Here is a 23462-nt window from a genome sequence, read left to right as displayed (position 1 = left end):
GTTTCCTCCTAAAAATTTAATCTTCAATAATTTCTACAAAATCTTTACCAAAGAGCTTTTCAGCCTCTGTCACAAGCGGATCCTGTGAAGCAAGAGGTTGAGCGTCATCGATAAATGGTTCTTCTGGCATTTCTGCCGGTGGTGGCTCTAATAATTCTTCTCCATGCTCTGATACAGTCTGTGATTTCTTTTGCTGCAGACCATGATCACGAATAAACTCTTCACGCATTTTTAACCATGATTCTTCTGGTATGCATAGCATCTCGTACATTGTACCAGTTTGCCCTGCAATTAATTGTGTAAAGTGAGCCTTTAAAGACTGGTTGTCGGCAACCATCTGACAATGAATATCATACTTGAATTTTAACACAAAAGCACTTGAAGATGCCGCAACAGGTTCGGCTTCTGCTAAAAGAGCCGATTGAGATTTTTGCATTTGACTTAAGGCTTGTGCCCAAATGGACTTAATGCGTTGCACATCTTGCTTTGTTGCATCTTTCAGCACTTCCTGAATACGACCTGTCGGTGCTTTATAACCATTCGGGTTTTTAGCTCGGGGTCGTTGCTCTTTTTGTGCTGCCGACGCTTGCACAGGTGTCCCTGTTTGCAGTTGTAAGGATAATTGCTGAACTATTTGCTCAAGATCTATAATTTTTTGAGTGAGCTCAGGGCTTTGCATCGTTTCGTTTGTGGCCACTGATTGATGGGTTACTCCCCCCGAAAACTGAACCATTTTAAGCAAAGCCGTCTCTAAATAGATTTTCGTATGGTGAGAGAAACGCATTTCCTGCTGTGTTTTTGCGAGTATATCAATATAACCATAAAGCATATCTGGTGCAAACTCATGTGCTAATGTAAATACACGTTCCTCAGGTGACACAAGCTCTAAAAGTTCAGCTAAATCATCGCTTGTTTGAAGTAATAATAAATCACGGAAAAATGTAATTAAATCCTCTGAGAGCCGCAAAGGGTCCTTACCGTCAGCTATAAGTTGCTCTAAAAGCGCAAGCATTTGCGCAACATCTTTCACTTTGAGTGCCTCAGCCAATTCATAAAAAATATCCTGACTAATAGAACCTGTAACTAGCAACGTATCCTCAAGTTTTAATTTTTCCCCACTAAAAGACACAACTTGGTCCAATAAGCTTAAAGCATCACGCATTCCTCCTGCGGCAGATTGTGCAATCACCTTTAAACCTTGTTCTTCATATGGTAAGTCAATGTCTTCTAAAACAACCTTCATCCGTTCAATAATATCATTAGTAGAAAGTCGTTTAAAATCAAAGCGCTGGCAACGGGAAATAATCGTTGCAGGCAATTTATGAGGCTCTGTTGTTGCTAAAATAAACACAGCGTGGGGAGGTGGTTCTTCCAATGTTTTTAAAAGAGCGTTAAAAGCACTTGTAGAAAGCATATGCACTTCATCTATGATATACACCTTATATCTACTGCTTGCAGGAGCAAAGCGAACCTTTTCTATGATATCCCTAATCTCTTCAACACGTGAATTCGAGGCTGCATCAAACTCAATTACATCTGGATGAGAACCATCTGTAATACTTATGCATGTAGCACATTCATTACACGGCTCTTTCGATGGTGCATGTTCGCAATTTAAGGCCTTCGCAAAGATTTTAGCCGTACTTGTTTTCCCTGTACCACGGGGCCCAGAAAACAGGTAAGCATGTGTTGTTTTATTTGCTAGGAGAGCATTTTGTAGCGTTCTTTTGACATGTGCCTGACCAGACATTTCTCGAAAAGATTGCGGTCGATACACACGGTAAAATGCTTGATACGTCACTGATTTCCTCTCTCCTTCTCCATTTAATTGAATAGTTTTATTATAGCATTTGCTGCATTATATAGAAAATGAAGTTGCTAAATTTAAAATAAAAAAGCATCCGCCTATAATAGACGGATGCTTTGAATTGGCAATTTAATGCCGTGCACCTTTCCTTGACAGCCGCACATAAGCGTTACTCTTGTCGTTAGCTCAGATTAGGCAACCCCGCGGCACATGAATAAGACCACTTAATGCTGCTTCCTTCCGGACCTGACATGGTTCATGGGTATCCATTGCGCAGGACCCAATTGTCAACACTACGTGCAAAAGGCAGACCAAACAATACGGACAGCCTCGAAAAAGGAATTCAGTCTCGCTAGAGCGGATTGCGAGTTACAGGACACCGCTACCTTCCCACCTAGCACGGCAATAACTAGTATACTGACTGTTTGTATAAATTGCAACTTAATGCACAAATTATTTATTCGCTACTCATGATTAAAACAATAAAAAATTTTTCAAAATATATATTGACGCTTGTTTCTAGTTATGATAAATTTATTTTTGTCGATAAGACAACAGAGCAACATAACATGGAGGTATACCCAAGTCTGGCTGAAGGGATCGGTCTTGAAAACCGACAGGCGGGTAACACCGCGCGGGGGTTCGAATCCCTCTACCTCCTCCAGTTTTAAATTTCCGACTACGAATGTAGCCGTTTTTTTTTGCCTAAATTGTATGTTTACTTGTTAGATACCACTTCCGCCTCGGTTGTGGTATTTTTTATTATATCAATGATGGGAGGTTGTTGAATTGCAATCGAAATTACTTATGACGCGTGCTTCCCTTACTTGGATATTCATAATTGCTGTTATGACTGCAATTGGTAGTGAAATAAAAATTATGCCTTTTGCGAATACAACTTTTCGTTTTGGTTTAGGAACAATTGTCTTCTTTTTATGTACATTAATTAAACCTACACCAATTATTTTAGCTGGTGTAGCTACCAGTATTGTGACAACTATTTTTCGGGTTTTTAATTCGGCATTACATGATGTTCCGATTTCTGAGAGTATATTTAACCATTTACCAGCCGGTTTATTTTATGTATTGTTTGCACTATGCCTGCAAATTTTAAATATTCAACAATACAGAGAAAAACCATTAAAACTTGGTTTACTCGTTGCCTTTAGTGAGGTCATTAGTAATTTAGCGGAACAGATTTTCCGCTTTTTTGTCCAAACGTATAATTTTTTATTTCTTCATGATCTCTTGATCCTATTAGCGGTAGCATTATTACGTAGCTTTTTTGTAGTAGGGATTTACAGCTCGATTTTGATTGCTGAACAAAAAAAGCGGGTACAAGAAATGCTTAATATTGGATCTGACCTCTATGTTGAGACACTATATTTAAAAAAATCAATGAATCATATTGAAACGATTACAGGTAGTGGTTATGAATTATATCGACAACTAAAGGCTCTAGGTTTTCGAGCAGAAAGTTTACAAGCGCTTCATATTGCCCAGGAAATCCATGAAGTGAAAAAGGATTCTCAACGGATATATGCTGGTATTTCAAAGATTGTTGGTGAAAAGAGCTTTGGCCCTTTTGTATTATCTGAATTATTGCATTATATTGAAGAAGGTAATAGGAAATATGCGGAATTACTTGGGAAGGAAATACAATTTAATACATGTATAGACTTCGATTTTCAAACAAAAGATCATATTGCCCTCCTTGCTCTATTAAATAATTTATCAGCCAATGCTGTTGAGGCTATTAAAGAGCAGGGGATCATTTCTATTGCTATTGAGCGCCAAGAAGATAATACTGTAATAACAGTATGTGATAATGGACAAGGGATTTCACAAGCAGATATTTCTGTTATTTTTGAACCTGGATACACCACTAAATTCAATGTTGATGGTGTTGCAGCAACTGGCATTGGGCTTTCACATGTTGCTGAACTAGTAGAAAAATTAAAAGGCTCAATAACCGTTGAATCAAACAATCAATACACAACGTTTAAAATCATAATTCCTACGCAAACTATTCAAACGGGAGAGACTTAAATGAGGTATTTTATTGTAGACGATGATCGTGCAAGTCGTGTTATGTTAAAGCAAATTATTGAGGATAGCGGGTTAGGCACAGTTATTGGTGAGGCTCGCAATGGTGAGGATGCTATTCCACAAATTTTAATGACGCAGCCAGAGTTTGTGCTTATTGATTTACTAATGCCTAAGCTTGATGGTATAGCAACTGTAGAACAACTAATGCAAAATCGGTTCGAGGGACAATTTATTATGATTTCACAGGTAGTGAATAAGGAAATGGTTGGTGAAGCTTATGAGCAAGGAATTGATTTCTTCATTCATAAACCAATCAATCGTATTGAAGTCGAGAATGTTTTGAAAAAAACAACTGAACAATTTCGACTTAAAAACTCACTATTAGTGATACGTCAATCTCTTACAAACATTGAGTTAAGTGAACAAAAGGCTCATAAAGCTACATCACGAGACCATATTCAATCTATTTTAAATGATATGGGGATTGTCGGGGAAATCGGTAGTGAGGATATCATTGCCATTATAGAAACATTACTTGCTCACCAGCACAAGATTGCACCCCTTCCTCCATTAAAAGAGCTTTATGAAGAAATTGCAGCTGTGACCAAGGCTACACCAGATGAAATTTTAAAAGAAAGTAAAGCCATCGAGCAACGTGTGCGTCGAACTATATTAGCTGCCATGATTAATCTCGCTAATTTAGGGGTTGTTGATTACACAAACTCAGAATTCGAGTACTATGCCCCTCGCTACTTTGATTTTAAAGAAATTCGTCAGCTCATGACACAGATTGAAGATCACGATAATCGTAAAGCAAAGGTAAATATTAAGAAGTTTATTCAAGTGTTATATTCAGACATTTTAACAAAAGTAAATTAATTTTCTCGGATTTTGTCGGATTCCATAAGTCCTCCGTATTATTAAAGTAAGGCGTGTCCTAAAAATTTAATATTAGGGGAGGTACAAAGGATTTGAAAAAGAAATTTAAAGTCAGTTTAGCCGCTCAGATTTTAATCGGTTTGATTTTAGGGATCATTGTTGGTGGTATCTTTTACGGAAATCCCAAAATTGAGACATATCTACAACCATTAGGGGATATATTTTTACATCTTATTAAGATGATTGTTGTACCGATTATTATTTCGACATTAATCGTTGGTGTTGCTGGTACTGGAGATATGAAGCAACTTGGACGATTAGGCGGGAAATCTATAATTTACTTTGAGATTATTACTACAGTTGCAATCGTAGTTGGATTACTTTCCGCAAACATTTTCCAACCTGGTGCAGGTCTTAACATGAATGAATTATCTCAAGGGGATATTTCGAAGTATGTATCAACAACTGAGGAAGTTCAGCATGAGGGACCATTTGATATCATTGTAGGCATTGTCCCAACAAATATTATTCAGTCAATGGCTGAAGGTAATATGCTAGCAATTATCTTCTTCTCAGTTATTTTCGGTTTAGGGGTTGCTGCAGTAGGAGATCGAGGGAAACCAGTCTTAGACTTCTTCCAAGGGGTAGCAGATGCTATGTTCTGGGTAACAAACCTCGTAATGAAATTCGCGCCACTAGGGGTATTTGGTTTAATTGGTGTAACCGTTTCCAAATATGGGTTTGCTTCACTGGTTCCGCTTGCCAAATTAGCAATTCTTGTTTATGCAACAATGCTATTCTTTATCTTTGTCGTTCTTGGACTTGTGGCAAAATTCGCAGGAATCAGCATCTTCTATTTAATTAAAGTATTAAAAGATGAGCTAATTTTAGCCTTCTCAACAGCAAGTTCTGAAGCTGTGTTACCACGTATTATGATGAAAATGGAGAAATTAGGGGCGCCAAAGGATATTGTATCTTTTGTTATACCTACCGGTTACTCCTTTAATTTAGATGGGTCAACACTATATCAAGCCATTGCAGCATTATTTATTGCACAAATGTACGGTATTCACTTAAGCATTGGTGAACAAATTACGTTAATGCTTGTATTAATGGTTACATCAAAAGGTATTGCAGGTGTACCAGGCGTATCATTCGTAGTACTTCTAGCAACTTTAGGTACTGTAGGTATTCCACTTGAGGGACTAGCCTTCATTGCTGGTATTGACCGTATTCTTGATATGGGACGTACAGTTGTTAACGTAATTGGTAACTCATTAGCGTCATTAGTAATGGCTAAATGGGAAGGCCGTTTCGATCGAGAAAAGATGAAAAATTACTTTAATGATAATGAAAATCTAGCGTAATTTAAAAAAATCCTCACGATGTTGGATGGCATCGTGAGGGTTTTTTTATTTTGCTAACACTTTATCTAAATAAGCGATAATTGATTCTTTTCCATTGGCATGTGCTTCTTGAGCGCGTTTTTCATCTTTTTCAAGCTTAGCCTCTGCCGCTACAGCAATTTTTTCAGCATCTTGCTGTGGCACAACAATTACACCATCCACATCCCCAATAATATAATCACCAGGATGAACCGTAACTCCTCCAATGGCGATCGGTACATTTACTTGACCACCGCCATTTTTATTGCCTGCTGCTACAGTAGTGCCCAACGAAAATACAGGGAAATTTAATTCGCGAATTGCTGCAATATCACGGATTACACCATCCACAACAAAACCTTGTACACCTATCCCTTTTGCTAAGGAGATCACAAAATCTCCAGCAACAGCTCGGTTTGTATTTCCTTTTGCATCAATGACTAAAATATCCCCTTCATTTGCAGCCCTAATCGCTTCCAAAACTGCCCCATTTTCACCATCTGGTAAACGTACAGTTACAGCTCGCCCAGCAACTTTAAAATGGTCTGCTAACGGCTTAATATCACTTCGCACATTGGTATGCCCGCCAGTTGCATCTGAAATAGCTGTTGTTGGTAAATGCTGAAAGCTTACTTCCACTTTTGTCATACATAACACCCCTATTATGATTAATGACTTACACTAGTATTGTAAATAAAAAATATATCCTATTTCAATATATCTCGAAAATAGTAGTCATTATTAGAATTAAATAATTTCAATAAATTGCTTTGATTGCTCGTCTAAGGCTTCAGCAGCAGATGCTATTTCACTAAAGTCATTTGCTGTGACAGTAATTTGTTCATTTGTTTTATCTATTTTTTCTGCTATTTTTGTAATACTATCAGTCACCTGACCAATTTCTCGCTCAATACCCTCCACATTATCCTTCACTTCTGAAATAGATTGTTCAACTCTTACAGAAAGCTTACGTACCTCTTTCGCCACTACATCAAAACCTCTACCATATTCTCCAGCCCTAGCGGCTTCAATAGCTGCATTTAATGCCAATAAATTAGTTTGTGAGGCAATTTCTTGTATAGTTTTGACAATCCCTTTAATAGAATCTGCTTGTTTCTGAAGCTGTACAAGATTACTTACATTTTCATTTGATTCCTTTGAAACCACTTTAATGGTTTCTAGTAGATCTTGGCTATTTTGAATGCCCGCCTCTGAACGCTGGTAAAGCTTATTAGACATGCCCTTCAACTTGTCGGCAACACTAACTATCTCATGTTGACGTTCAGTGATATTGGTAGCTATTTTGGATACACCTATTACTTTTCTTGTATTATTTGCGAAGACAGGCATATATGTCGCTTCCAGCCAAATTATATTACCTCTAGCATCAATTCTTTCTATTTTGTCCTGATAGCTGTTTCCTGCCGTTAGGTGGCGCCAAAATTTATCGTACTCCATACTATTAACGAAATCAGGCAAACAAAAGTCTTTATGATGTTTTCCTAGCATTTCCTGCACTGTATAGCCTAATGTTTGAGCAAATAGTTCATTGACATACGCCACTCTTCTATCCATATCGAAGCGGATAATGGCTATATTGCGTTCAATAGCCTGTACTACTAAATCATCGGTTACTTGAGCCTCTACACTATGCATAAAGAACACCCCATCCGTTACTAATTTTTTACTTAAAATTTAATTATTTTACTTTTATATTACATTAATTATGCCTCAGTGTAATTGCAGCAGATGTTAGTGTACCTGCTGCATCAAGATAAAAAACATGGAGAATGTTCATCCATGTTTTTTTAATAAACGTAAAATCCCTTCAGAGGTAGCCGCTACACGTAAGAACTTCTTTTGCTCTGCAAGTATAAAGCCCTCCTCTAGCATTGTTTTAAAATGCTGTAGAAGTGCATCATAGAATCCATGGACATTATATAAAATGACAGGTTTTGTATGAAGTCCAATCTGAGCCCAAGTAAATACCTCAAAATATTCATCTAAAGTCCCTGCGCCACCTGGCAGAGCAATAAAAGCATCTGCTAACTCGGCCATTTTAGCTTTACGAATATGCATAGAGTCTACAATATGAATTTCTGTTAATGAGGCATGGGCCAATTCACGCTTTTGTAAATGTGTTGGCATCACACCAATCACTTCTCCTCCAGCTGCTAAAACAGCATCGGCTACCTTCCCCATTAGGCCTGTTTTAGAACCACCATAGACAACCCCGTGACCGTTTTTTGCCAGTGCTGTACCAAGCTCTGCAGCTTTCTCTGCATAAATAGGACTTTTACCCAAACCGGATCCGCAATACACTGCGATTCTTATAATAATCCCTCCTATTCAAAAAACGTGAAACAATCGGCTATATATTGTCTCACGTTTTTTGGTCATTTATTTTACTTTTATTTTCGTAAATGGCTTGTTTGTTTTAGCATATGACTGATACGGCTTACAATTGCTTCAATGGCATCAGGATTTTTTAATAAATCATAATCATTAATATCTAAACGTAGAACTGGACAAGAATTAAAATTATTTATCCAATTTTCATAGCGTTCATGCATTTCTATCCAATAATCATTCGGTGTTTGTTGCTCCATTGTACGTCCACGCTCTTGAATACGTCCAATAACTGCATCAATAGGTCCTTCAAGATAGACAAGCAAATCTGGATGTGGGAAATAAGGTGTCATCACCATTGCATCAAACAAATTTGTATAAGTCTCATAATCTGTTGGACTCATTGTTCCTTTATCATAATGCATCTTAGCAAAAATGCCAGTATCCTCATAAATAGAACGATCTTGTACAAATCCTCCACCATATTCAAAAATACGCTTCTGTTCTTTAAAACGCTCTGCTAAAAAGTAGACCTGTAAATGAAAGCTCCATTTTTCAAAGTCCTCATAAAATTTATCAAGGTATGGATTTGTGTCTACTTTCTCGAACGAGGTACGAAAGTTCAGTGCCTCTGCTAAAGCCTTTGTCATCGTCGATTTTCCTACCCCAACAGTACCTGCAATCGTAATAACCGTTTGTGGTGGAATATCGTACTTCTCTCTTAAATTCATTATTGCAAACTCCTTTGTTGTAACGTATCTTTAATTATTTTTAAAACATGATTTAAATCATTTGGATTTTTTACAAAATCAAGCTGATCTCCATTAAATCGAATAACTGGAATTTCGGGATGCATGCTTTCAAAATGCTCGATAAAAGAATGATAGTCGGCCACAAGCTGCTCCATGTAATCACGTGAAATCATCTTTTCAAACTCTCGCCCTCTCATGGCGATACGCTTCATTAATGTCTCAACGCTGGCATATAAATAAACCACTACATTTGGAACAGGCATGTCTTTCGTTAAAATTCTATAGATCTCTTCATACTTCTCGTATTCAGTTGGTGCCAATGTACGCTTCGCAAATATTAAATTTTTAAAAATATGATAGTCTGCTACAACAGGTTTGGCATGAGCTAAACGAAATTTTTTAATATCGGTTAGTTGCTTATAGCGATTACAAAGGAAGAACATTTCCGTTTGGAAACTCCATTCCTCAATGTTTTCATAAAACTTATTTAAAAAAGGGTTTTCGTCTACAATTTCTTTTAATAGATGGTAATTTAATGTCGCTGCTATCTCTTTCGATAAAGAGGTTTTACCAACACCAATCGGACCTTCTACCGTAACAAATGGAACCGTCACCAGAAGCTCCTCCTTTTGTTCTATGGATTCGATCATTGTGTCCTACATAAAATGAATCAGTACCTTTCATTTTATCATAGTAGGAAAATGAAAAACAGAATCAACCTATTGTTCTAGTAAATTTACCTGTGGTATTCTCCTGATGATATAGAAAAAAGACATAGAAAAAAGACATCGAGAATCTACTTCCCGATGCCTTTATACCTTCTTATAATTTCACTCGTTGTAAACGAAGTGCATTTAATACAACCGATACTGAACTAAAGGCCATCGCTGCACCTGCTACCCATGGCGCAAGCAGACCGAGTGCAGCAATTGGAATACCTAATGTATTATAAGCAAATGCCCAAAATAGATTTTGTTTAATATTACGCATTGTTTTTCTACTCATTAGAATGGCATCCGCGATACTATTTAAGTCTCCACGAATAAGTGTAATATCTGCTGCTTCCATCGCCACATCTGTCCCTGTTCCAATTGCCATCCCAATATTCGCTGTTGCCAAGGCAGGTGCGTCATTAATACCGTCACCTACCATCGCCACTTTTTTCCCTTGGGCTTGAAGTTTTTTCACTTCATCAGCTTTACCTTCTGGTAAGACCTCGGCAATAACATGATTCACGCCTACCTCTGTTCCAATTGCTTGAGCAGTACGTTCGTTATCACCTGTCATCATAATGACCGTAATGCCCATATCCTGTAAACGACGAATAGCTTCTTTTGATGTATCTTTCACGGTATCAGCCACAGCGACTAAACCCGCATATTGCCCATTGATGGCAGCTAACATGGCTGTTTTACCGTTTCGTTCTAATTGCTCCATTGTTGGTAAAATATCATTAATACCAATTCCATATTGTTGCATTAATTTACGTGTGCCAATGACAATACCTTGACCTGAGACAGTTGCCTGCACACCATAACCAGGTATTGCTTCGAAGAATTGAACATCACCTAAAGCTATGCCGCGTTTTTCTATTCCTTGAACAATGGCTTCTGCTAGTGGATGCTCTGACTGCTTCTCTGCTGCGCCGATTAAGGATAAAAAGCGTGCTTCATCTTGCTCTGGCGCTAACAAAACATCTGTAAGCTCAGGTTTACCATGTGTCACCGTTCCTGTTTTATCTACAACAACTGTATCTATGCCTTGTGTTTGCTCTAAATGTTCTCCGCCTTTAAATAAAATACCAAACTCAGCTGCACGTCCAGAGCCTGCCATTATTGAAGTCGGTGTTGCTAACCCAAGTGCACATGGACAAGCAATGACAAGAACTGCGATTAATACCTCTAAAGCAGGTGTAAATTCACCTGGACGGACCCAAATAATCCAAATTAAAAAAGTGACAATGGCTATGCCAACAACAATAGGTACGAAAATACCCGAAATCTGATCTGCTAAACGTTGAATAGGTGCTTTCGATCCTTGAGCATCTTCGACCACTTTAATAATTTGTGCTAATGCTGTATCTCGGCCAACCTTTGTTGCAGTCATTTTAATAAAACCATTTTTGTTAATCGTTGAGCCAAATAATAGATCACCTTGCTTTTTATCAACTGGTAGACTCTCTCCTGTTAACATCGATTCATCAACAGCTGTTGTCCCCTCTATTACCTCACCATCTACAGGAATTTTTTCACCTGGTTTCACTAAAATAACATCGCCAATGATGACTTCTTCTAATGGGACCTCTTTTTCTACACCGTCACGTACAACGATAGCTGTTTTTGCTTGGAGTCCCATTAGTTTTTTTATGGCTTCAGATGAGCGTCCTTTTGCCTTTGCCTCAAATAATTTACCTAATAAAATAAGTGTAATTAAAACAGCACTCGTTTCAAAATAAAGATGTGGACCATGGTGTGATCCTATCGTTACAATCGCTTGATAGACACTATAGAAATAGGCCGCTGATGTTCCCATTACAACAAGCACATCCATATTTGCACTACCATTGCGTAATGCTTTATATGCCCCTACATAAAATTGCTTACCAATTATAAATTGCACAGGAGTAGCCAATACCATTTGGACCCATGGATTCATTAGAAATTCTGGAACATATAAAAATGATGTAAAGGAAAAATGACCAACCATCGTCCAAAGCAGTGGTAATGAAAGAATAGCCGATAAAATAAATTTATGTTGTTGCTGTTTAATTGCTTTTTCGCGATGATCTACAGTTTCCTGTTCATCTGCCTTTTGATGTGCCCCATAGCCTAGCTTCTCAACCTTTGTAATGATATCTGCGATGGATACTTCCGAAGGATTAAACTCAATCATCGCTTTTTCCAGTGCTAAGTTAACATTAGCAGAGGAAATACCACTTAGCTTATTTAACCCTTTTTCAATGCGAGTGGCACAAGCTGCACATGTCATACCTGTAATATCAAGCTCAGCTTTTTGTTTAACAACACCATAGCCAAGTGCTTCTATTTTTCTTTCAAAATCTGCTTCACTTAGTTTAGCTGGGTCATATTTAATAGATGATTTTTCAAGTGCTAAATTTACTGTTGCATTTTCTACACCATCCATTTTATTTAAACCTTTTTCTATACGAGTGGCACAGGCTGCACATGTCATACCTGTAATTTGCAAATTAGCTTCTTTACTAGCAGAACTCATTTACCATTCACCTCTCCTTATACCAACAGGGGGTATATAATTTTGAAAATAAGAGAGTGCTACAGGAGCACTCTACAATTATTATTTTACGTCATATCCTTGATCATCAATTGTTTCTTTAATTTGGTCAAGTGAAACTTGTGCATCATCAAATGCAACATCAACTAAACCTTCTGCTAAATTTACTTTTACTTGTTCAACACCAGCTAAAGCACCGACACTTTTTTCCACAGCGTTTACACAATGACCACATGACATTCCTTGTACGTTTAATGTTACGTTTTGCATAATAAAATCTCTCCTTTTGTATGTTTTCAATCTATTTTTTCATTAACTTTTGAATTGTTACTACTAACTCATCTAATACTGTCTCATCGCCCTCTGATAGACGATCCACTACACAACCCTTTAAATGACCTTCTAATAATATTTTAGCCACACTATTTAATGCAGATTGTGTAGCAGATAGTTGCGTAATAATATCATCACAGTAAACGTCTTTATCAATCATTCCCTTAATACCACGAATCTGTCCTTCAATACGATTTAAGCGGGTTGTTAAATCCTTTTTCACACGCTCAGGGTGATGACTTTTTCGGCAAGACGTAGCTTCCTCTGTATGACAAGCATCCTCTTTTACTGTCTCCTCCATTCACTACACCTCCTATTTGTAATTATCATACTATACCCGAGAAGGGTATGCAAGCCATAAAAAAATTTATTTATCATCATGATGATGTTCATGGTCATTTTCTAATTTACATAAAATAGACTCATCATGTCGATGTAATGCTGTTTCTAATTGAATTGTTACATGCTTTATGCCCTTATGCTGAAGATTATGCTCAATTTTCCGCAAGATATGCTCACTCTCAGCTATTTTCAATTGATCATTTACAACGGCATGACACGATAATGCATTCGTTCCACTAGTAATTGTCCAGATGTGTAAATCGTGAATACTTTCTATTCCTTCAGTTTGCTCTATTAACTGAATAATCTCCTGAACATCTACATTTGAAGGTGTCCCCTCCATTAAGACATGGATTGAGGCTTTTGTGACATGGTAGCCACTTCGTACGACCAATAATGCAACAATAACGCTAGCAAGAGGATCTGCCCAGCCCCAGCCAAAAAACATAATTAATAATGCCGCAACAATAGCCCCTACAGACCCTAGCATATCACTTAGTACATGTAAAAAGGCTCCGCGCATATTTAAATTGTCCTTTGTATCACTTCCACGCATCATAATCCAGGCAACTAAAATATTAACGAACAAACCAATTGTACTTATAATAAGCATTCCTGTTGTAGCTACTTCTGGTGGGTTTGTAAATCGTTCAATCGCTTCATAGAAAATGAATAATGCTATTCCTATTAGTGTAATACCATTCAATACAGCAGCTAAAATCTCAAATCGTTTATAGCCGTATGTTTTACTATAGCTTGCAGCTTTTTCCCCAAACATAAAAGCTAACATCGCTATACCTAAAGAGATCGAGTCACTTAACATATGCCCTGCATCTGATAAAAGAGCCAAACTATTTGTTAAAAAGCCACCAATGGCTTCCACTACCATATACACTGTAATAATAATAAACGACAGTAATAATACCTTTTTATTTGCGCCATGTGTATGATCATGGCCATGATCGTGTTGATGTCCCATTGTTATTCCCCATTTCATTTAGTTATGAGCTGCATGCTCAATGGCCTGCTTCAATAAATTCATAATGTGATCATCGTCCTTAGAATAATATAAGGTTGTTCCCTCTCTTCTAAATTTCACCAATCTTAAATTTTTAAGAAAGCGTAATTGGTGGGAAACGGTTGATTGGCCTAAATCTAAAATTTCTGCAATATCATTTACAGAATGTTCATCTGAACAAAGTAAGTTTAAAATACGAATTCGTGTTGGATCACTCAAGGCTTTAAAAGTCTGAGATACTACAAATAATGTCTCTTCATCTAAATGCTGATCAATATTTTTTTGCATTTCTGAACTGTTTAATTTTTCATCCATAGAAGTTTACCCCATTCTTCAATATTTATATATGATCATGTGTTCATATATAAATATATAGGGATATTTTAGGGATGTCAATACATAATGCTTTGGAAATCTGCAAGAAGTTAAAAGTAGCAATTACTCATTAAGCAGGATAAACTACTTTTAAGGGGAGATATTTAGTGGATATTTTTGAAGCAGATCGTTTATTTATGAAACAAGCATTAGAGGAAGCTCAACACGCAGCCTTACTTGGGGAAGTACCAATTGGTGCAGTACTTGTTTATCAAGGAAAAATCATTGCACGTGCACATAATTTACGAGAAACAACGCAAAATGCAACAACACATGCGGAGCTGTTAGTGATTCAAGAAGCCTGCAAAAAAATAGGAAGTTGGCGACTGGAAGATACTACTCTTTATGTTACATTGGAGCCTTGTCCAATGTGTGCAGGAGCCATTCTCCAATCACGTGTGCCCCGGGTTGTTTATGGTGCAAGAGATCAAAAAGCTGGCTGTGTAGATTCTCTTTACCATTTATTAAATGATGAACGCTTTAATCATGAATGTGATGTAACAGAAGGGATTTTAGCCGAGGAATGTGGTCAAATTTTAACAGACTTTTTTAAGGCATTACGAGACCGTAAAAAGGCTGAGAAAAAAGCACGATTAGCTTCCAACAATGTAAATGGTCATTAATGAAGGTGCCTCCTAATGAGACACCTTCTTTATATTTAAGGGAATGGCGATATATATGAAATGTGTCGTAGCAGCGACAGCATCTTCATAACTAATTTATTGAGCTTGAATAGTGGATTGTGTAAAAACACATTCTCCTTCGATATATGTAGCGAATGGTTTTACATGCATAAGCTGGTTATGTGAAAGGGTCATCAGATCATCTGTTAGTACAACAAAATTAGCTTCATAGCCCTCTTTTAACTGACCAACGTTCTCCATACGAATCATCGTCTTGGCATCAACTGTATATAGCTGTATTGCCTCCTCTACAGAGATTTTTTCTGCCGCGCCTAAATCTGTTCCATCATAAGCTCTTCGTGTAACAGCAGCTTGTATCGTAACAAAGGGATTAGCCGCTTCTGCCCAAGATGTGGCAGGCGCATCTGAAGAGAGTGCTGTCGCAATACCCCTCTGTAGAAATGTTTGTACACCATATAAAGTCTGTGTTTTTTCTAGCCCCAGGTTCTCTAAATAACTCTCAATTTCGCAGAATAAGAAGATGGGTTGTGGCACAAAGCCTATCCCCCATTCAGCAGCTTTTTGCAAGGCACTTTCAGAAGGCATGGCGGCATGCTCAATACGAACAGAAGGTGCATCTGTTAACCAAGCTTTTTCCTCATAAAATGTGTCGACAATTAAATCAATGGCTCTGTCCCCCATTGCATGAACCACTAATTGAATACCACATTCTTTTGCTTCCGCAGCAGCCGCTAGCAGCTCCTCTTTCGAAGTCATTGCTATGCCTTTTTCTTTACTTCCCAAAAATGGCTCAGAAACAAGTGCTGTACGGCCTGAAACACTGCCATCCGAAAATAGCTTGATGCCTCCAATATAGGCTCCTGCAGAACGATCGATATTATCTGCTGTTAACAGCTCATATCGTTGAATATCCTCCCAAACATAATAAACTGCTACACGTTGCTTAAAGCCTTTTTCTCGGGCTTTACGGTACAGGCTTAAATAATCAATCGGTGCTACAGTGGCCATTAATTCCGTAATACTTGTTACACCATAGGATGCCAAAGTTTGTGATAGCTTTAGAAGCCTGTTGACAATTTCTTCTTCAGTGGGTGTAGGTAAATGCTGTAGCACTAGATTTCGTGCATTTTCACGCAGTACGCCTGTAGGTTCCCCATTGTCATTACGATCGATTTGCCCACCCTTTGGATCAGGGGTATCCTTTGTAATACCTGCAATTGCTAATGCCTTGCTATTGACCGATATAATATGACCACATGTACGCATAACAATGATAGGTAATTCAGTGGAAGCAAGATCTAAATCCTCTTTTAAAGGCGCTCTTCTTTCTTTTAGTTTTCCTTCATCATAACCCCAGCCTAATATCCATCCACGCTGACTTGCATCATATTTGGCCAGTGCATTAATTATGTCCTCAATGGAATGAATATATGGAGGGAGGCATGCCACTTGTTCCAAAACATCCGCTAGCATAATTGGATGCATATGAGCGTCAATTATCCCAGGAATAATGACCTTTCCTTGTACATCTATTATTTCTCCCTGATAGGGAGGTAATTGATCCTGTTGTCCAATCCAAAGTATTTTTCCGTCTTCAATCACCATGGCAGTTGCAGATGGCTGATTAATATCTGCCGTATAAATCTTTGCGTTACAAATAATTTTCATCATTTTTCAACTCCTATTTCTTCCATACCAAAAGTAGATTTTTCAGGATCTTCTGCTTTCAGCACCCTATGCAAAATAGTACCGATAATAAAGCCAACAATAGATGGTATAATCCAAGCAAATCCGCTAGACTGCAATGGTAAATGTAAGACCATCTGTGTCACACCAGGTATGGTAATTTCATAGCTAGCAAATGTTTCAACAACGCTTACTAGAAATGCAAATAGTACTGTTCCTTTATAGGCTCCTGCATTTGGCACAAAACGATCAAAAGCCCCCAGTAGCACAAGTACAATAATGACAGGATAAATTACCAAGAAAATGGGCAATGTATTTTCGACGATGGCACCTACACCTAAGGAGCCGATAGTTGCGCCTACTTATTCTTATATTATAAGAGATAAAAAATATAAGATTTATAATCCATAAATTTTTAAATAAATTTTTATTTTTAGAAAATGAAAAATTCACAATTACTAAAATTAATTGTGTAAAAAAAACAGCTCCATATACTTTCCAACTAATATCAATTGTTGATACTATTATCACTGATACTATACTAGATATAATCGCTAAATTAATTAATGCTTTATTCATAAAAAGCCTCCCTATCCACTTATATCACACTTGGGTTTTTTTATCAAAAACAAAAGTAGAAATTTGCAAAGAAGATTTTTGCAAAGTATCTTTTTATAAAGTATACTTTAGTTATTAAATAGTAAGTTCGAAGATATATATGAGGAGATGAAGAGATGGCAATTACAATCGTGGTTGGTAACTTTAAAGGTGGCGTAGGCAAGACCAAAGTTTCGGTAATGGCGAGCTGGGAGTTAGCCTTCGCTCGCGAGAAGAAGGTCCTTTTAGTTGATATGGACCCACAAGGTAATGCAAGTACACTTATTGCACGTTCAACAGGTGTAACGGAGATTAATACAAGTATTTTTGAGGGCTTCCAAAATGGTTCATTAAAAGATTGTATCGTTGAAGTATCGGATAATCTACATATGATTCCGGCACAAGTATCGTTTAAAAACTTCCCTAAATTTTTATATTCAAATATAAAGGAAGAGATTGATCAAGTTTCTTATTTAAAGAAGCTGCTGGATCCAATTCGTGACGACTACGACTACATCTTTATTGATGTTCCACCGACTATCAGTGACTTCTCGGATAATGCAATGATGGCTGCGGATTACGTGTTAATTATCCTACAAGCTCAAGAGCTGTCGCTTGAAGGTGCTGAAACGTATGTTAAGTATCTACAATTCATGGCCGACAACTACGATGCGGACATTCAGGTGGCTGGCGTTCTGCCGGTATTACTTCGTCCAGGCGGGCGTGTTGATATGTCGACAATTGAGCGTGCAAAAGAAATGTTCGGTGAAGATAACGTAATGGAAAATGTCATTAAGCATTTGGAACGCCTCAAAGCTTGGGACGTAACAGGCATTACAGACAACGATATGCATGACCGTAAAGCACACCGAGTGTTCTTAGATGTGATTGATGAATTAGAGGAAAAACTAGCACAGTTTGAGGAGGCTGGTAAGTATGAGTAATGAAAAAGGAGGATTAATTAAAAAGAAGAAAAAGCCGGCAATCATGCAGCCTTCTATTCCTGTGAAAAAAAATGATATGGACTTCGGTTACGTTGCGCCTACAAAACAGGACGAGCCACCTCCCTTGGTTGAACCAACAGTTGTTGGAAAAGAAGTCACAAAGATTGAACCGGCTCAGCCACGTAAAAAGCTGGGCGTCGGTAAAACAAATAGCACGAAAAGTTTAAAAGTGCCGACAGTCATTCACAGCGAAATCAATTTATTAGGTTCATTTATGGATGAAGGCAAAACATACGTGATTTTACAAAAGCTAATTGATAGTTACGTAAAAAACGAATTGACGAATCGTCAACAACGCCAGTTTGAATTTATGGTAGAGGCATTTCACGAGGATAAATAAACAGAATACCTAAAAAAAGTAAGAATTTCTACTTTATTTTAGGTTTAATACAAAAAAGAGAACGCGTGTACCAAGCGACACGAGTTCTCTTTATCCGATACGCTAACGCATGTACCAAGCGACATGAGTTAAACGTTTCTATACTATATTGTATGCCCATTATAACAAAAAATTAGACATTTTGTCTAGAGACAAACGGAGGTGCCATTTCTTTTGCAACAATTACCCTCAGACGAAACACTTGATATATTAATTTGTTTCGATGAAAGTGGAAAACAAAATAGCGACCCTATTCGTATGCACGCCGTGAGACAATCGATAAGTATTCGTATGCAGCGACATTAGAAGAGATTAAAGAGAATGATTATAACTTAAATATTCCTCGTTATGTGGATACGTTTGAGGAAGAAGAAGCGATTGATTTACAAGCTGTGACAAAGCGTTTAGAAGAGATTGATGCGGAGATTGCGGAAGTAGATCAGGAATTGGCGAAGTTCTTTAAGGAATTGGGGGTGTAAGGAATGAATGCACCAAAATTAAGGTTTAAAGAATTTACTAAGAGTTGGAACAACAAGAAACTTGATCACTTATTAGTTGAATCAAAAGAAAAATCTTTAGGTGATGAGAATGGAATAGTTCTAACATCCTCTAGAAAAGGATTATTTCCACGTTCTACCTATTTTGATGGAAGAGAAGATGAAAACACAGTTGGTTACTCTTTAGTTCCAAAAGACAGTTTTACTTATCGCCAAATGAGTGATGACCATAAACTACCCGCCTTACCCGAGGGTGTTTACTACATAGCGACCAAGGGTCCGTTTACACATCAGTAGCCTTTCAAAAGGCAGTCAAAGAAAAAGGCATTACCATGTTCCTTCAATATTTCTTTTGCCCCTCCAAGATTCGCAGCAACTAGTACATGTTTGGCTGTGAACTAAGTACTATCTTCCATTACAACACCCTTTACAACTGTTTGCTCTATCCCTTAGTTCAAAGACTACGTGTGCCAAGTCTTTGGTTTTAATTTTTAAATCCGATAAGGTAGATACTCCCCTATTATTTAACCAATCCTGTATCTATAATGGTCACGGTTACAGTAGGGTTAATGTTTACTCGATCAATTGACTTGGGCCAGTCTAGGTTTTTCCATGTGTGATAATCCATTTTTCTTTTTATATACTTTCCTAAACCGAGATTATCTATTTGATGTTCCTTCATAATTTCTAATATTTCATTTATTTCATTTTCTAAATATTCTTGAATATCTCTCTCCATCTCTGCCATTTGTTTCTCATTATTAATATCTTTTTTTCCTTGGTATTCCAGTAAAAATCCTTTGAGTTCAATTGACAAATTCACATTGATATCTTGATTATTATTTAATTCAACCTTTATATTTCTTTTATTCTTTAAAAAACTAAATAATACGTTCTCTTCTTTATTAATTTTAATTAATAATTTGCCCTCTTTAAACTCACCAGTTAAAAGAAAGAAAACTCTTGCTTTTATTTCTGGTAGTGATGTTTTTAACTGATCATCACTAAATAATGCAATACCTTCCGACATGATTCCATCTTCAGATTGTAAAATAATTGGAGCAATAGGATCAATAGCGTCATCTAGGTAATCTCTCGCAAACTTAAGTATATCCATTTCAGGAATGGTATTTAACCTTGCTTCTTTTTTCAAAAGCTCTTCGATAACACTATCAACCATTTGAAAATTGGGATAGTCTTTAGATAGCATTTGTTGTGGGCTGCCTTTTACAATAGACAGTTTTACAGTTGGTCTTAAAACTGGATCACGATAGAATGTATCGATTAAATCCCATACTCCTTTTTCTGCAAGGTTCTCTCCAATTAGAATACTCCTTACTTGACCCAAAACTAGATTTTTATCTGTCTTTTGATTCAAAAATAACATTGATTCCCTTGGAGTATCAACTACAGTAGTGTTTGTTTGCTGTTCTAAGGTTTCTGCTATTGGAAATGAGACGGTTACTTTAAGCTTTCCGATATCCTCTCCTTCCTCAATTGACTCATAACCTATTGTATGAATAAATCCTAACTCCTCAACAATTTTTTGGTCCATACATCCCGATTGCATCAACAAGATTAGACTAATCAGTAAAATTCTAGCCATTACTTCTCCTTTTTTTAAAAATAATCATCAATAATAATAGTGGTAAGAAGACAGATAGGAACAATTGAACTTTTGTTAAGGCAGATAACAAAATGATTGATTCTTTTTTTGTTACAAAAGGGAGAGTTGATAAATATCCAACTATCAATAATACAAAAACAATAAGATTATCACTCCATTTAACCACCCTTTTTAAGGTAACTAAACTAATCCAGACATACATCGTAATAGTAATTAACACCTTTAAATAAAATAATATAAAAATGATAGAGTCCAATCGTTCAATAAATTCAAATTCGATATATTTCATTAAAGTTACTACTGGGTAAACTTGACGAGTTAATTGTTGTATACTGTTAAATCCATAACTAAATATAGTAACAATCAAATATACAAAGGAAGTATATAAGTGGGCCCAAAAAACATATTTAAAACCGCTTTTCTCTTTACTTATATACGGGAACATAAATAGTATGACTTCAAACCCTAGAAATGCAGTATATAATTCGATAATCCCTCCATAAAAGTCCTTATTTTCATTAAACAAAAATGTAGAAAATTGCAAAAAGGAGAAGTCAGGAACAAAATAAAATAAAAGAAATATTATTGGTGCAGATAAAAAGAAAAATATAGTAGTGATATGAACTATTGTTATAATTCCTCTTGTGACAAGGTAAAAAGCAAGAATTAATGTTAACAGTACAAACCACTGTATATCAGTATAAGGAAAATATAAAAACTTCATAACATGTGCATAGTGTTTTGCGATTGTAACAGCAAGAATTGACCAGAATATGCTTAAAGAAATATATAAAAGCATTAGTATCATCTTTGCCTTTGAATTTAAACTCTCAATTGTTTCAAAAATCGACTCACCTTTATTAAAACTATAAATTTTAGCAATCAATCCAATATGAATCAAAACAACAACTGAAATAGGTATAATCATGATCCAACCGTTATATCCAAAATGATCGGCTATAATATTTGGTAAGCTAAAGAACACTATACCCATTTGAGTCATATAGGTAATAAAAAATAAATAGAACGGTTTAAATTTTTCATTTTGCATATTTAGGCTCTTCCTTAACTTATTTCTTAAAGAACTGATAAGGAGCACGAATAATAGTATCTTTTAAGTCCTTCAAAGATAATGGTGCTATAGGTTTAAAATAATACTCCCCCATATTTTTTAAACTGCAAAGATGAATTAATAAAATAATAAATCCGAAAATTATTCCAAAGAATCCCGCTAGTGATGCAAGAATAATAAAAATAAATCGAGCAATTCTTAAAGAAGCGGTCATAATAATATGTGGAACTACAAAAGAAGATATAGCAGATATAGAAACAACTATAATTAGTATACTACTCGTAAAACCAGCCTCTACTGCAGCAGTACCAATAACTATACCTCCAACTATACCAATTGTTTGTCCTATTTTAGACGGTAGTCTTGCTCCTGCTTCTCTTAACAACTCAATAATACTCTCAATAATTAATGCCTCAATTAGTGGGTTAAATGGCACATCATTTCTTGATTTAATAGACTCATGCAGTAATTTAACAGGAATAATCTCATAGTGAAACATAGATACTGCTACATAGAATGCAGAAGCAAATAATGTTATTACTAATGCAGCAAATCTTAATGCCCTGGATAGAGTACCAAGTAACCATCTTTGGTTGTAATCATCTGGAGATTGAAAAAATTCAAAAAAACTAGTTGGGGTTGATAATGAATAGGGACTACCATCTAACAAACAAATAACTCTTCCCTCAAGCAACTTTGAAGTTGAAACATCTGGACGCTCTGTCGTAAAATATTGTGGGAAAATAGAAAGCGGCTTCCTGTCTAAGTATTGTATTAGTTGATTTAAATCATTAATCCCTTTTATGTCAATGTTATTGATTCTTTCTTGCAATTCTTTAACTACCACAGGGGAAGTAATACCCTCAATATATAATAGATACATTTTCGTTTGAGTTATCGTGCCTATTTTATTACTAAGGACCTTTAAACAGTCTGATTTTATTCTTCTCCTAATCATAGATAAGTTAGTTCCAATGTCTTCTATAAAAGCTTCTTTAGGTCCTACAATCACAGTTTCAATTTCTGCTGCTGCAACACTTCTTGTTTTTGGAACATAAATATCAACTGCATATGCTAGTGAATTTTTAAAAATGACTAATGCTTTTCCTTCCAGAATCCCATTAACCATTGAGTTAATATCTTCTTCTTGTTTAAATTCTTTTCTTCTTAATATATTTATCACTTCATCGTTTTTTATATTTGAAAATGGTTGTACAATATTATTTCTCAATTCCTCTTCCCCTACTAAATGCCCGAAAAATAATACCTCAATTTCTAACTCAGGAAATGTCCTAGTTACTAAATCATCACAATCATCTAGTCTACCCTTAATATGTTCAGACAGATTTTTGTTTATATACATAATAAATTCCTCTCAAAACGTTATTAACGTAAGTATTGCAAAATTGTGTTAT

At 36.4% G+C, this 23462-nt stretch carries 24 protein-coding genes, 1 tRNA gene, 1 other RNA gene and 1 pseudogene; 9 read left to right on the top strand and 18 right to left on the bottom strand.

Annotation, left to right across the window (positions count from 1 at the left end; genetic code table 11):
* Positions 1 to 16 precede the first annotated feature (16 nt).
* Both dnaX and ffs read right to left on the bottom strand, forming a co-directional pair.
* The gene (dnaX, locus tag MHB39_RS00355; RefSeq protein ID WP_016992631.1) at positions 17 to 1801 is read right to left on the bottom strand and encodes a DNA polymerase III subunit gamma/tau; all 1785 of its coding nucleotides are present in this window, start codon (positions 1799 to 1801) and stop codon (positions 17 to 19) included.
* A gap of 141 nt (positions 1802 to 1942) precedes the next feature.
* An RNA gene (ffs, locus tag MHB39_RS00350) (signal recognition particle sRNA large type) lies at positions 1943 to 2210 on the bottom strand.
* A 168-nt stretch (positions 2211 to 2378) separates the two neighbouring features.
* Here ffs and MHB39_RS00345 point away from each other — a divergent pair.
* From MHB39_RS00345 to MHB39_RS00330, 4 genes are all read left to right on the top strand, one after another.
* A tRNA-Ser gene (locus MHB39_RS00345) sits at positions 2379 to 2471 on the top strand.
* Between the two features lie 125 nt (positions 2472 to 2596).
* Positions 2597 to 3856 carry a sensor histidine kinase gene (locus MHB39_RS00340; RefSeq protein ID WP_258860930.1) on the top strand — a complete coding sequence of 420 codons (1260 nt, stop codon included), beginning with the start codon at positions 2597 to 2599 and terminating at the stop codon, positions 3854 to 3856.
* Positions 3857 to 4735 carry a response regulator gene (locus tag MHB39_RS00335; protein WP_036075176.1) on the top strand — a complete coding sequence of 293 codons (879 nt, stop codon included), beginning with the start codon at positions 3857 to 3859 and terminating at the stop codon, positions 4733 to 4735.
* Between the two features lie 92 nt (positions 4736 to 4827).
* Positions 4828 to 6102: a cation:dicarboxylase symporter family transporter gene (locus tag MHB39_RS00330; protein WP_016995246.1), complete on the top strand. Its 1275-nt coding sequence runs from the start codon at positions 4828 to 4830 to the stop codon at positions 6100 to 6102.
* Positions 6103 to 6147: 45 nt separating this feature from the next.
* Here the strand turns inward: MHB39_RS00330 and MHB39_RS00325 are convergent, their stop codons facing one another.
* From MHB39_RS00325 to MHB39_RS00280, 10 genes are all read right to left on the bottom strand, one after another.
* Positions 6148 to 6768 (bottom strand): RraA family protein, encoded by a 621-nt coding sequence (locus MHB39_RS00325; protein WP_048391009.1) that lies wholly within the window; start codon positions 6766 to 6768, stop codon positions 6148 to 6150.
* Between the two features lie 99 nt (positions 6769 to 6867).
* Positions 6868 to 7776, bottom strand: coding sequence for a methyl-accepting chemotaxis protein (locus MHB39_RS00320; RefSeq protein WP_016995248.1), 909 nt, complete (start codon positions 7774 to 7776; stop codon positions 6868 to 6870).
* A 138-nt stretch (positions 7777 to 7914) separates the two neighbouring features.
* Positions 7915 to 8454 carry a TIGR00730 family Rossman fold protein gene (locus MHB39_RS00315; RefSeq protein ID WP_255409665.1) on the bottom strand — a complete coding sequence of 180 codons (540 nt, stop codon included), beginning with the start codon at positions 8452 to 8454 and terminating at the stop codon, positions 7915 to 7917.
* 77 nt (positions 8455 to 8531) lie between these two features.
* Positions 8532 to 9200, bottom strand: a complete 669-nt coding sequence (locus MHB39_RS00310) for a deoxynucleoside kinase (RefSeq protein ID WP_048391003.1) — start codon at positions 9198 to 9200, stop codon at positions 8532 to 8534.
* Positions 9200 to 9835 (bottom strand): deoxynucleoside kinase, encoded by a 636-nt coding sequence (locus MHB39_RS00305; RefSeq protein WP_342545585.1) that lies wholly within the window; start codon positions 9833 to 9835, stop codon positions 9200 to 9202. The genes MHB39_RS00310 and MHB39_RS00305 overlap by 1 nt, the downstream gene beginning before the upstream one ends.
* A gap of 208 nt (positions 9836 to 10043) precedes the next feature.
* On the bottom strand, positions 10044 to 12455 hold the full coding sequence (locus MHB39_RS00300) for a heavy metal translocating P-type ATPase (RefSeq protein ID WP_342545584.1): 2412 nt from the start codon (positions 12453 to 12455) through the stop codon (positions 10044 to 10046).
* Between the two features lie 81 nt (positions 12456 to 12536).
* Positions 12537 to 12743: a copper chaperone CopZ gene (gene copZ, locus MHB39_RS00295; RefSeq protein ID WP_016995252.1), complete on the bottom strand. Its 207-nt coding sequence runs from the start codon at positions 12741 to 12743 to the stop codon at positions 12537 to 12539.
* A gap of 31 nt (positions 12744 to 12774) precedes the next feature.
* Entirely contained in the window at positions 12775 to 13107 is a 333-nt protein-coding gene (locus MHB39_RS00290) for a metal-sensitive transcriptional regulator (RefSeq protein ID WP_342545583.1), read from the bottom strand.
* A 66-nt stretch (positions 13108 to 13173) separates the two neighbouring features.
* A complete protein-coding gene (locus tag MHB39_RS00285) occupies positions 13174 to 14127 on the bottom strand; it encodes a cation diffusion facilitator family transporter (protein WP_016995254.1) in 954 nt (317 codons plus the stop codon).
* A gap of 18 nt (positions 14128 to 14145) precedes the next feature.
* The gene (locus tag MHB39_RS00280) at positions 14146 to 14481 is read right to left on the bottom strand and encodes a metalloregulator ArsR/SmtB family transcription factor (protein ID WP_016995255.1); all 336 of its coding nucleotides are present in this window, start codon (positions 14479 to 14481) and stop codon (positions 14146 to 14148) included.
* 167 nt (positions 14482 to 14648) lie between these two features.
* Between MHB39_RS00280 and tadA the strand changes: the two genes are divergently transcribed.
* Entirely contained in the window at positions 14649 to 15164 is a 516-nt protein-coding gene (tadA, locus tag MHB39_RS00275) for a tRNA adenosine(34) deaminase TadA (protein ID WP_016995256.1), read from the top strand.
* Positions 15165 to 15260: 96 nt separating this feature from the next.
* Here the strand turns inward: tadA and MHB39_RS00270 are convergent, their stop codons facing one another.
* Genes MHB39_RS00270 through MHB39_RS00260 form a run of 3 tightly spaced genes read right to left on the bottom strand, consistent with a single transcriptional unit; the run spans position 15261 to position 17450 of the window.
* On the bottom strand, positions 15261 to 16856 hold the full coding sequence (locus tag MHB39_RS00270) for an amidohydrolase (RefSeq protein ID WP_342545582.1): 1596 nt from the start codon (positions 16854 to 16856) through the stop codon (positions 15261 to 15263).
* Complete coding sequence (locus MHB39_RS00265) at positions 16853 to 17170, bottom strand: branched-chain amino acid transport system II carrier protein (protein WP_342546875.1); 318 nt, start codon at positions 17168 to 17170, stop codon at positions 16853 to 16855. Before MHB39_RS00265 ends, MHB39_RS00270 begins: the two co-directional genes overlap by 4 nt.
* Complete coding sequence (locus MHB39_RS00260) at positions 17121 to 17450, bottom strand: hypothetical protein (RefSeq protein ID WP_342546956.1); 330 nt, start codon at positions 17448 to 17450, stop codon at positions 17121 to 17123. Before MHB39_RS00260 ends, MHB39_RS00265 begins: the two co-directional genes overlap by 50 nt.
* A 155-nt stretch (positions 17451 to 17605) precedes the next feature.
* On the opposite strand from MHB39_RS00260, the gene MHB39_RS00255 reads away from it, so the two are divergent.
* The 4 genes and pseudogenes from MHB39_RS00255 to MHB39_RS00240 all read left to right on the top strand — a co-directional run bounded on the left by MHB39_RS00255 (position 17606) and on the right by MHB39_RS00240 (position 19645).
* The gene (locus MHB39_RS00255) at positions 17606 to 18412 is read left to right on the top strand and encodes an AAA family ATPase (protein ID WP_342545581.1); all 807 of its coding nucleotides are present in this window, start codon (positions 17606 to 17608) and stop codon (positions 18410 to 18412) included.
* Positions 18405 to 18812: a hypothetical protein gene (locus MHB39_RS00250; protein WP_342545580.1), complete on the top strand. Its 408-nt coding sequence runs from the start codon at positions 18405 to 18407 to the stop codon at positions 18810 to 18812. Before MHB39_RS00255 ends, MHB39_RS00250 begins: the two co-directional genes overlap by 8 nt.
* A 296-nt stretch (positions 18813 to 19108) precedes the next feature.
* Positions 19109 to 19330, top strand: a pseudogene (locus MHB39_RS00245) (N-6 DNA methylase); the annotation flags it as partial.
* A 3-nt stretch (positions 19331 to 19333) separates the two neighbouring features.
* Complete coding sequence (locus MHB39_RS00240) at positions 19334 to 19645, top strand: hypothetical protein (RefSeq protein WP_274797621.1); 312 nt, start codon at positions 19334 to 19336, stop codon at positions 19643 to 19645.
* A 223-nt stretch (positions 19646 to 19868) separates the two neighbouring features.
* Here the strand turns inward: MHB39_RS00240 and MHB39_RS00235 are convergent, their stop codons facing one another.
* Genes MHB39_RS00235 through MHB39_RS00225 form a run of 3 tightly spaced genes read right to left on the bottom strand, consistent with a single transcriptional unit; the run spans position 19869 to position 23410 of the window.
* Entirely contained in the window at positions 19869 to 20954 is a 1086-nt protein-coding gene (locus MHB39_RS00235; protein WP_312124136.1) for a Ger(x)C family spore germination protein, read from the bottom strand.
* Entirely contained in the window at positions 20947 to 22026 is a 1080-nt protein-coding gene (locus MHB39_RS00230; protein ID WP_312124137.1) for a GerAB/ArcD/ProY family transporter, read from the bottom strand. Before MHB39_RS00230 ends, MHB39_RS00235 begins: the two co-directional genes overlap by 8 nt.
* A 19-nt stretch (positions 22027 to 22045) precedes the next feature.
* A complete protein-coding gene (locus tag MHB39_RS00225; RefSeq protein ID WP_312124138.1) occupies positions 22046 to 23410 on the bottom strand; it encodes a spore germination protein in 1365 nt (454 codons plus the stop codon).
* Positions 23411 to 23462: the final 52 nt, after the last annotated feature.

The organism is Lysinibacillus sp. FSL K6-4013 (assembly GCF_038630435.1).
Taxonomy (GTDB): domain Bacteria; phylum Bacillota; class Bacilli; order Bacillales_A; family Planococcaceae; genus Lysinibacillus; species Lysinibacillus boronitolerans.
This window is presented reverse-complemented; position numbering and strand designations above follow the sequence as displayed.

Bases quoted from the DNA above. Each gene is read 5' to 3' on its own strand.
- MHB39_RS00335 (WP_036075176.1), top strand. From the start codon at position 3,857: ATGAGGTATTTTATTGTAGACGATGATCGTGCAAGTCGTGTTATGTTA.
- MHB39_RS00325 (WP_048391009.1), bottom strand. From the start codon at position 6,768: ATGACAAAAGTGGAAGTAAGCTTTCAGCATTTACCAACAACAGCTATT.
- MHB39_RS00320 (WP_016995248.1), bottom strand. From the start codon at position 7,776: ATGCATAGTGTAGAGGCTCAAGTAACCGATGATTTAGTAGTACAGGCT.
- MHB39_RS00310 (WP_048391003.1), bottom strand. From the start codon at position 9,200: ATGAATTTAAGAGAGAAGTACGATATTCCACCACAAACGGTTATTACG.
- MHB39_RS00300 (WP_342545584.1), bottom strand. From the start codon at position 12,455: ATGAGTTCTGCTAGTAAAGAAGCTAATTTGCAAATTACAGGTATGACA.
- copZ (WP_016995252.1), bottom strand. From the start codon at position 12,743: ATGCAAAACGTAACATTAAACGTACAAGGAATGTCATGTGGTCATTGT.
- MHB39_RS00290 (WP_342545583.1), bottom strand. From the start codon at position 13,107: ATGGAGGAGACAGTAAAAGAGGATGCTTGTCATACAGAGGAAGCTACG.
- MHB39_RS00285 (WP_016995254.1), bottom strand. From the start codon at position 14,127: ATGGGACATCAACACGATCATGGCCATGATCATACACATGGCGCAAAT.
- MHB39_RS00280 (WP_016995255.1), bottom strand. From the start codon at position 14,481: ATGGATGAAAAATTAAACAGTTCAGAAATGCAAAAAAATATTGATCAG.
- MHB39_RS00270 (WP_342545582.1), bottom strand. From the start codon at position 16,856: ATGATGAAAATTATTTGTAACGCAAAGATTTATACGGCAGATATTAAT.
- MHB39_RS00260 (WP_342546956.1), bottom strand. From the start codon at position 17,450: ATGAATAAAGCATTAATTAATTTAGCGATTATATCTAGTATAGTATCA.
- MHB39_RS00255 (WP_342545581.1), top strand. From the start codon at position 17,606: ATGGCAATTACAATCGTGGTTGGTAACTTTAAAGGTGGCGTAGGCAAG.
- MHB39_RS00250 (WP_342545580.1), top strand. From the start codon at position 18,405: ATGAGTAATGAAAAAGGAGGATTAATTAAAAAGAAGAAAAAGCCGGCA.
- MHB39_RS00240 (WP_274797621.1), top strand. From the start codon at position 19,334: ATGAATGCACCAAAATTAAGGTTTAAAGAATTTACTAAGAGTTGGAAC.
- MHB39_RS00235 (WP_312124136.1), bottom strand. From the start codon at position 20,954: ATGGCTAGAATTTTACTGATTAGTCTAATCTTGTTGATGCAATCGGGA.
- MHB39_RS00230 (WP_312124137.1), bottom strand. From the start codon at position 22,026: ATGCAAAATGAAAAATTTAAACCGTTCTATTTATTTTTTATTACCTAT.
- MHB39_RS00225 (WP_312124138.1), bottom strand. From the start codon at position 23,410: ATGTATATAAACAAAAATCTGTCTGAACATATTAAGGGTAGACTAGAT.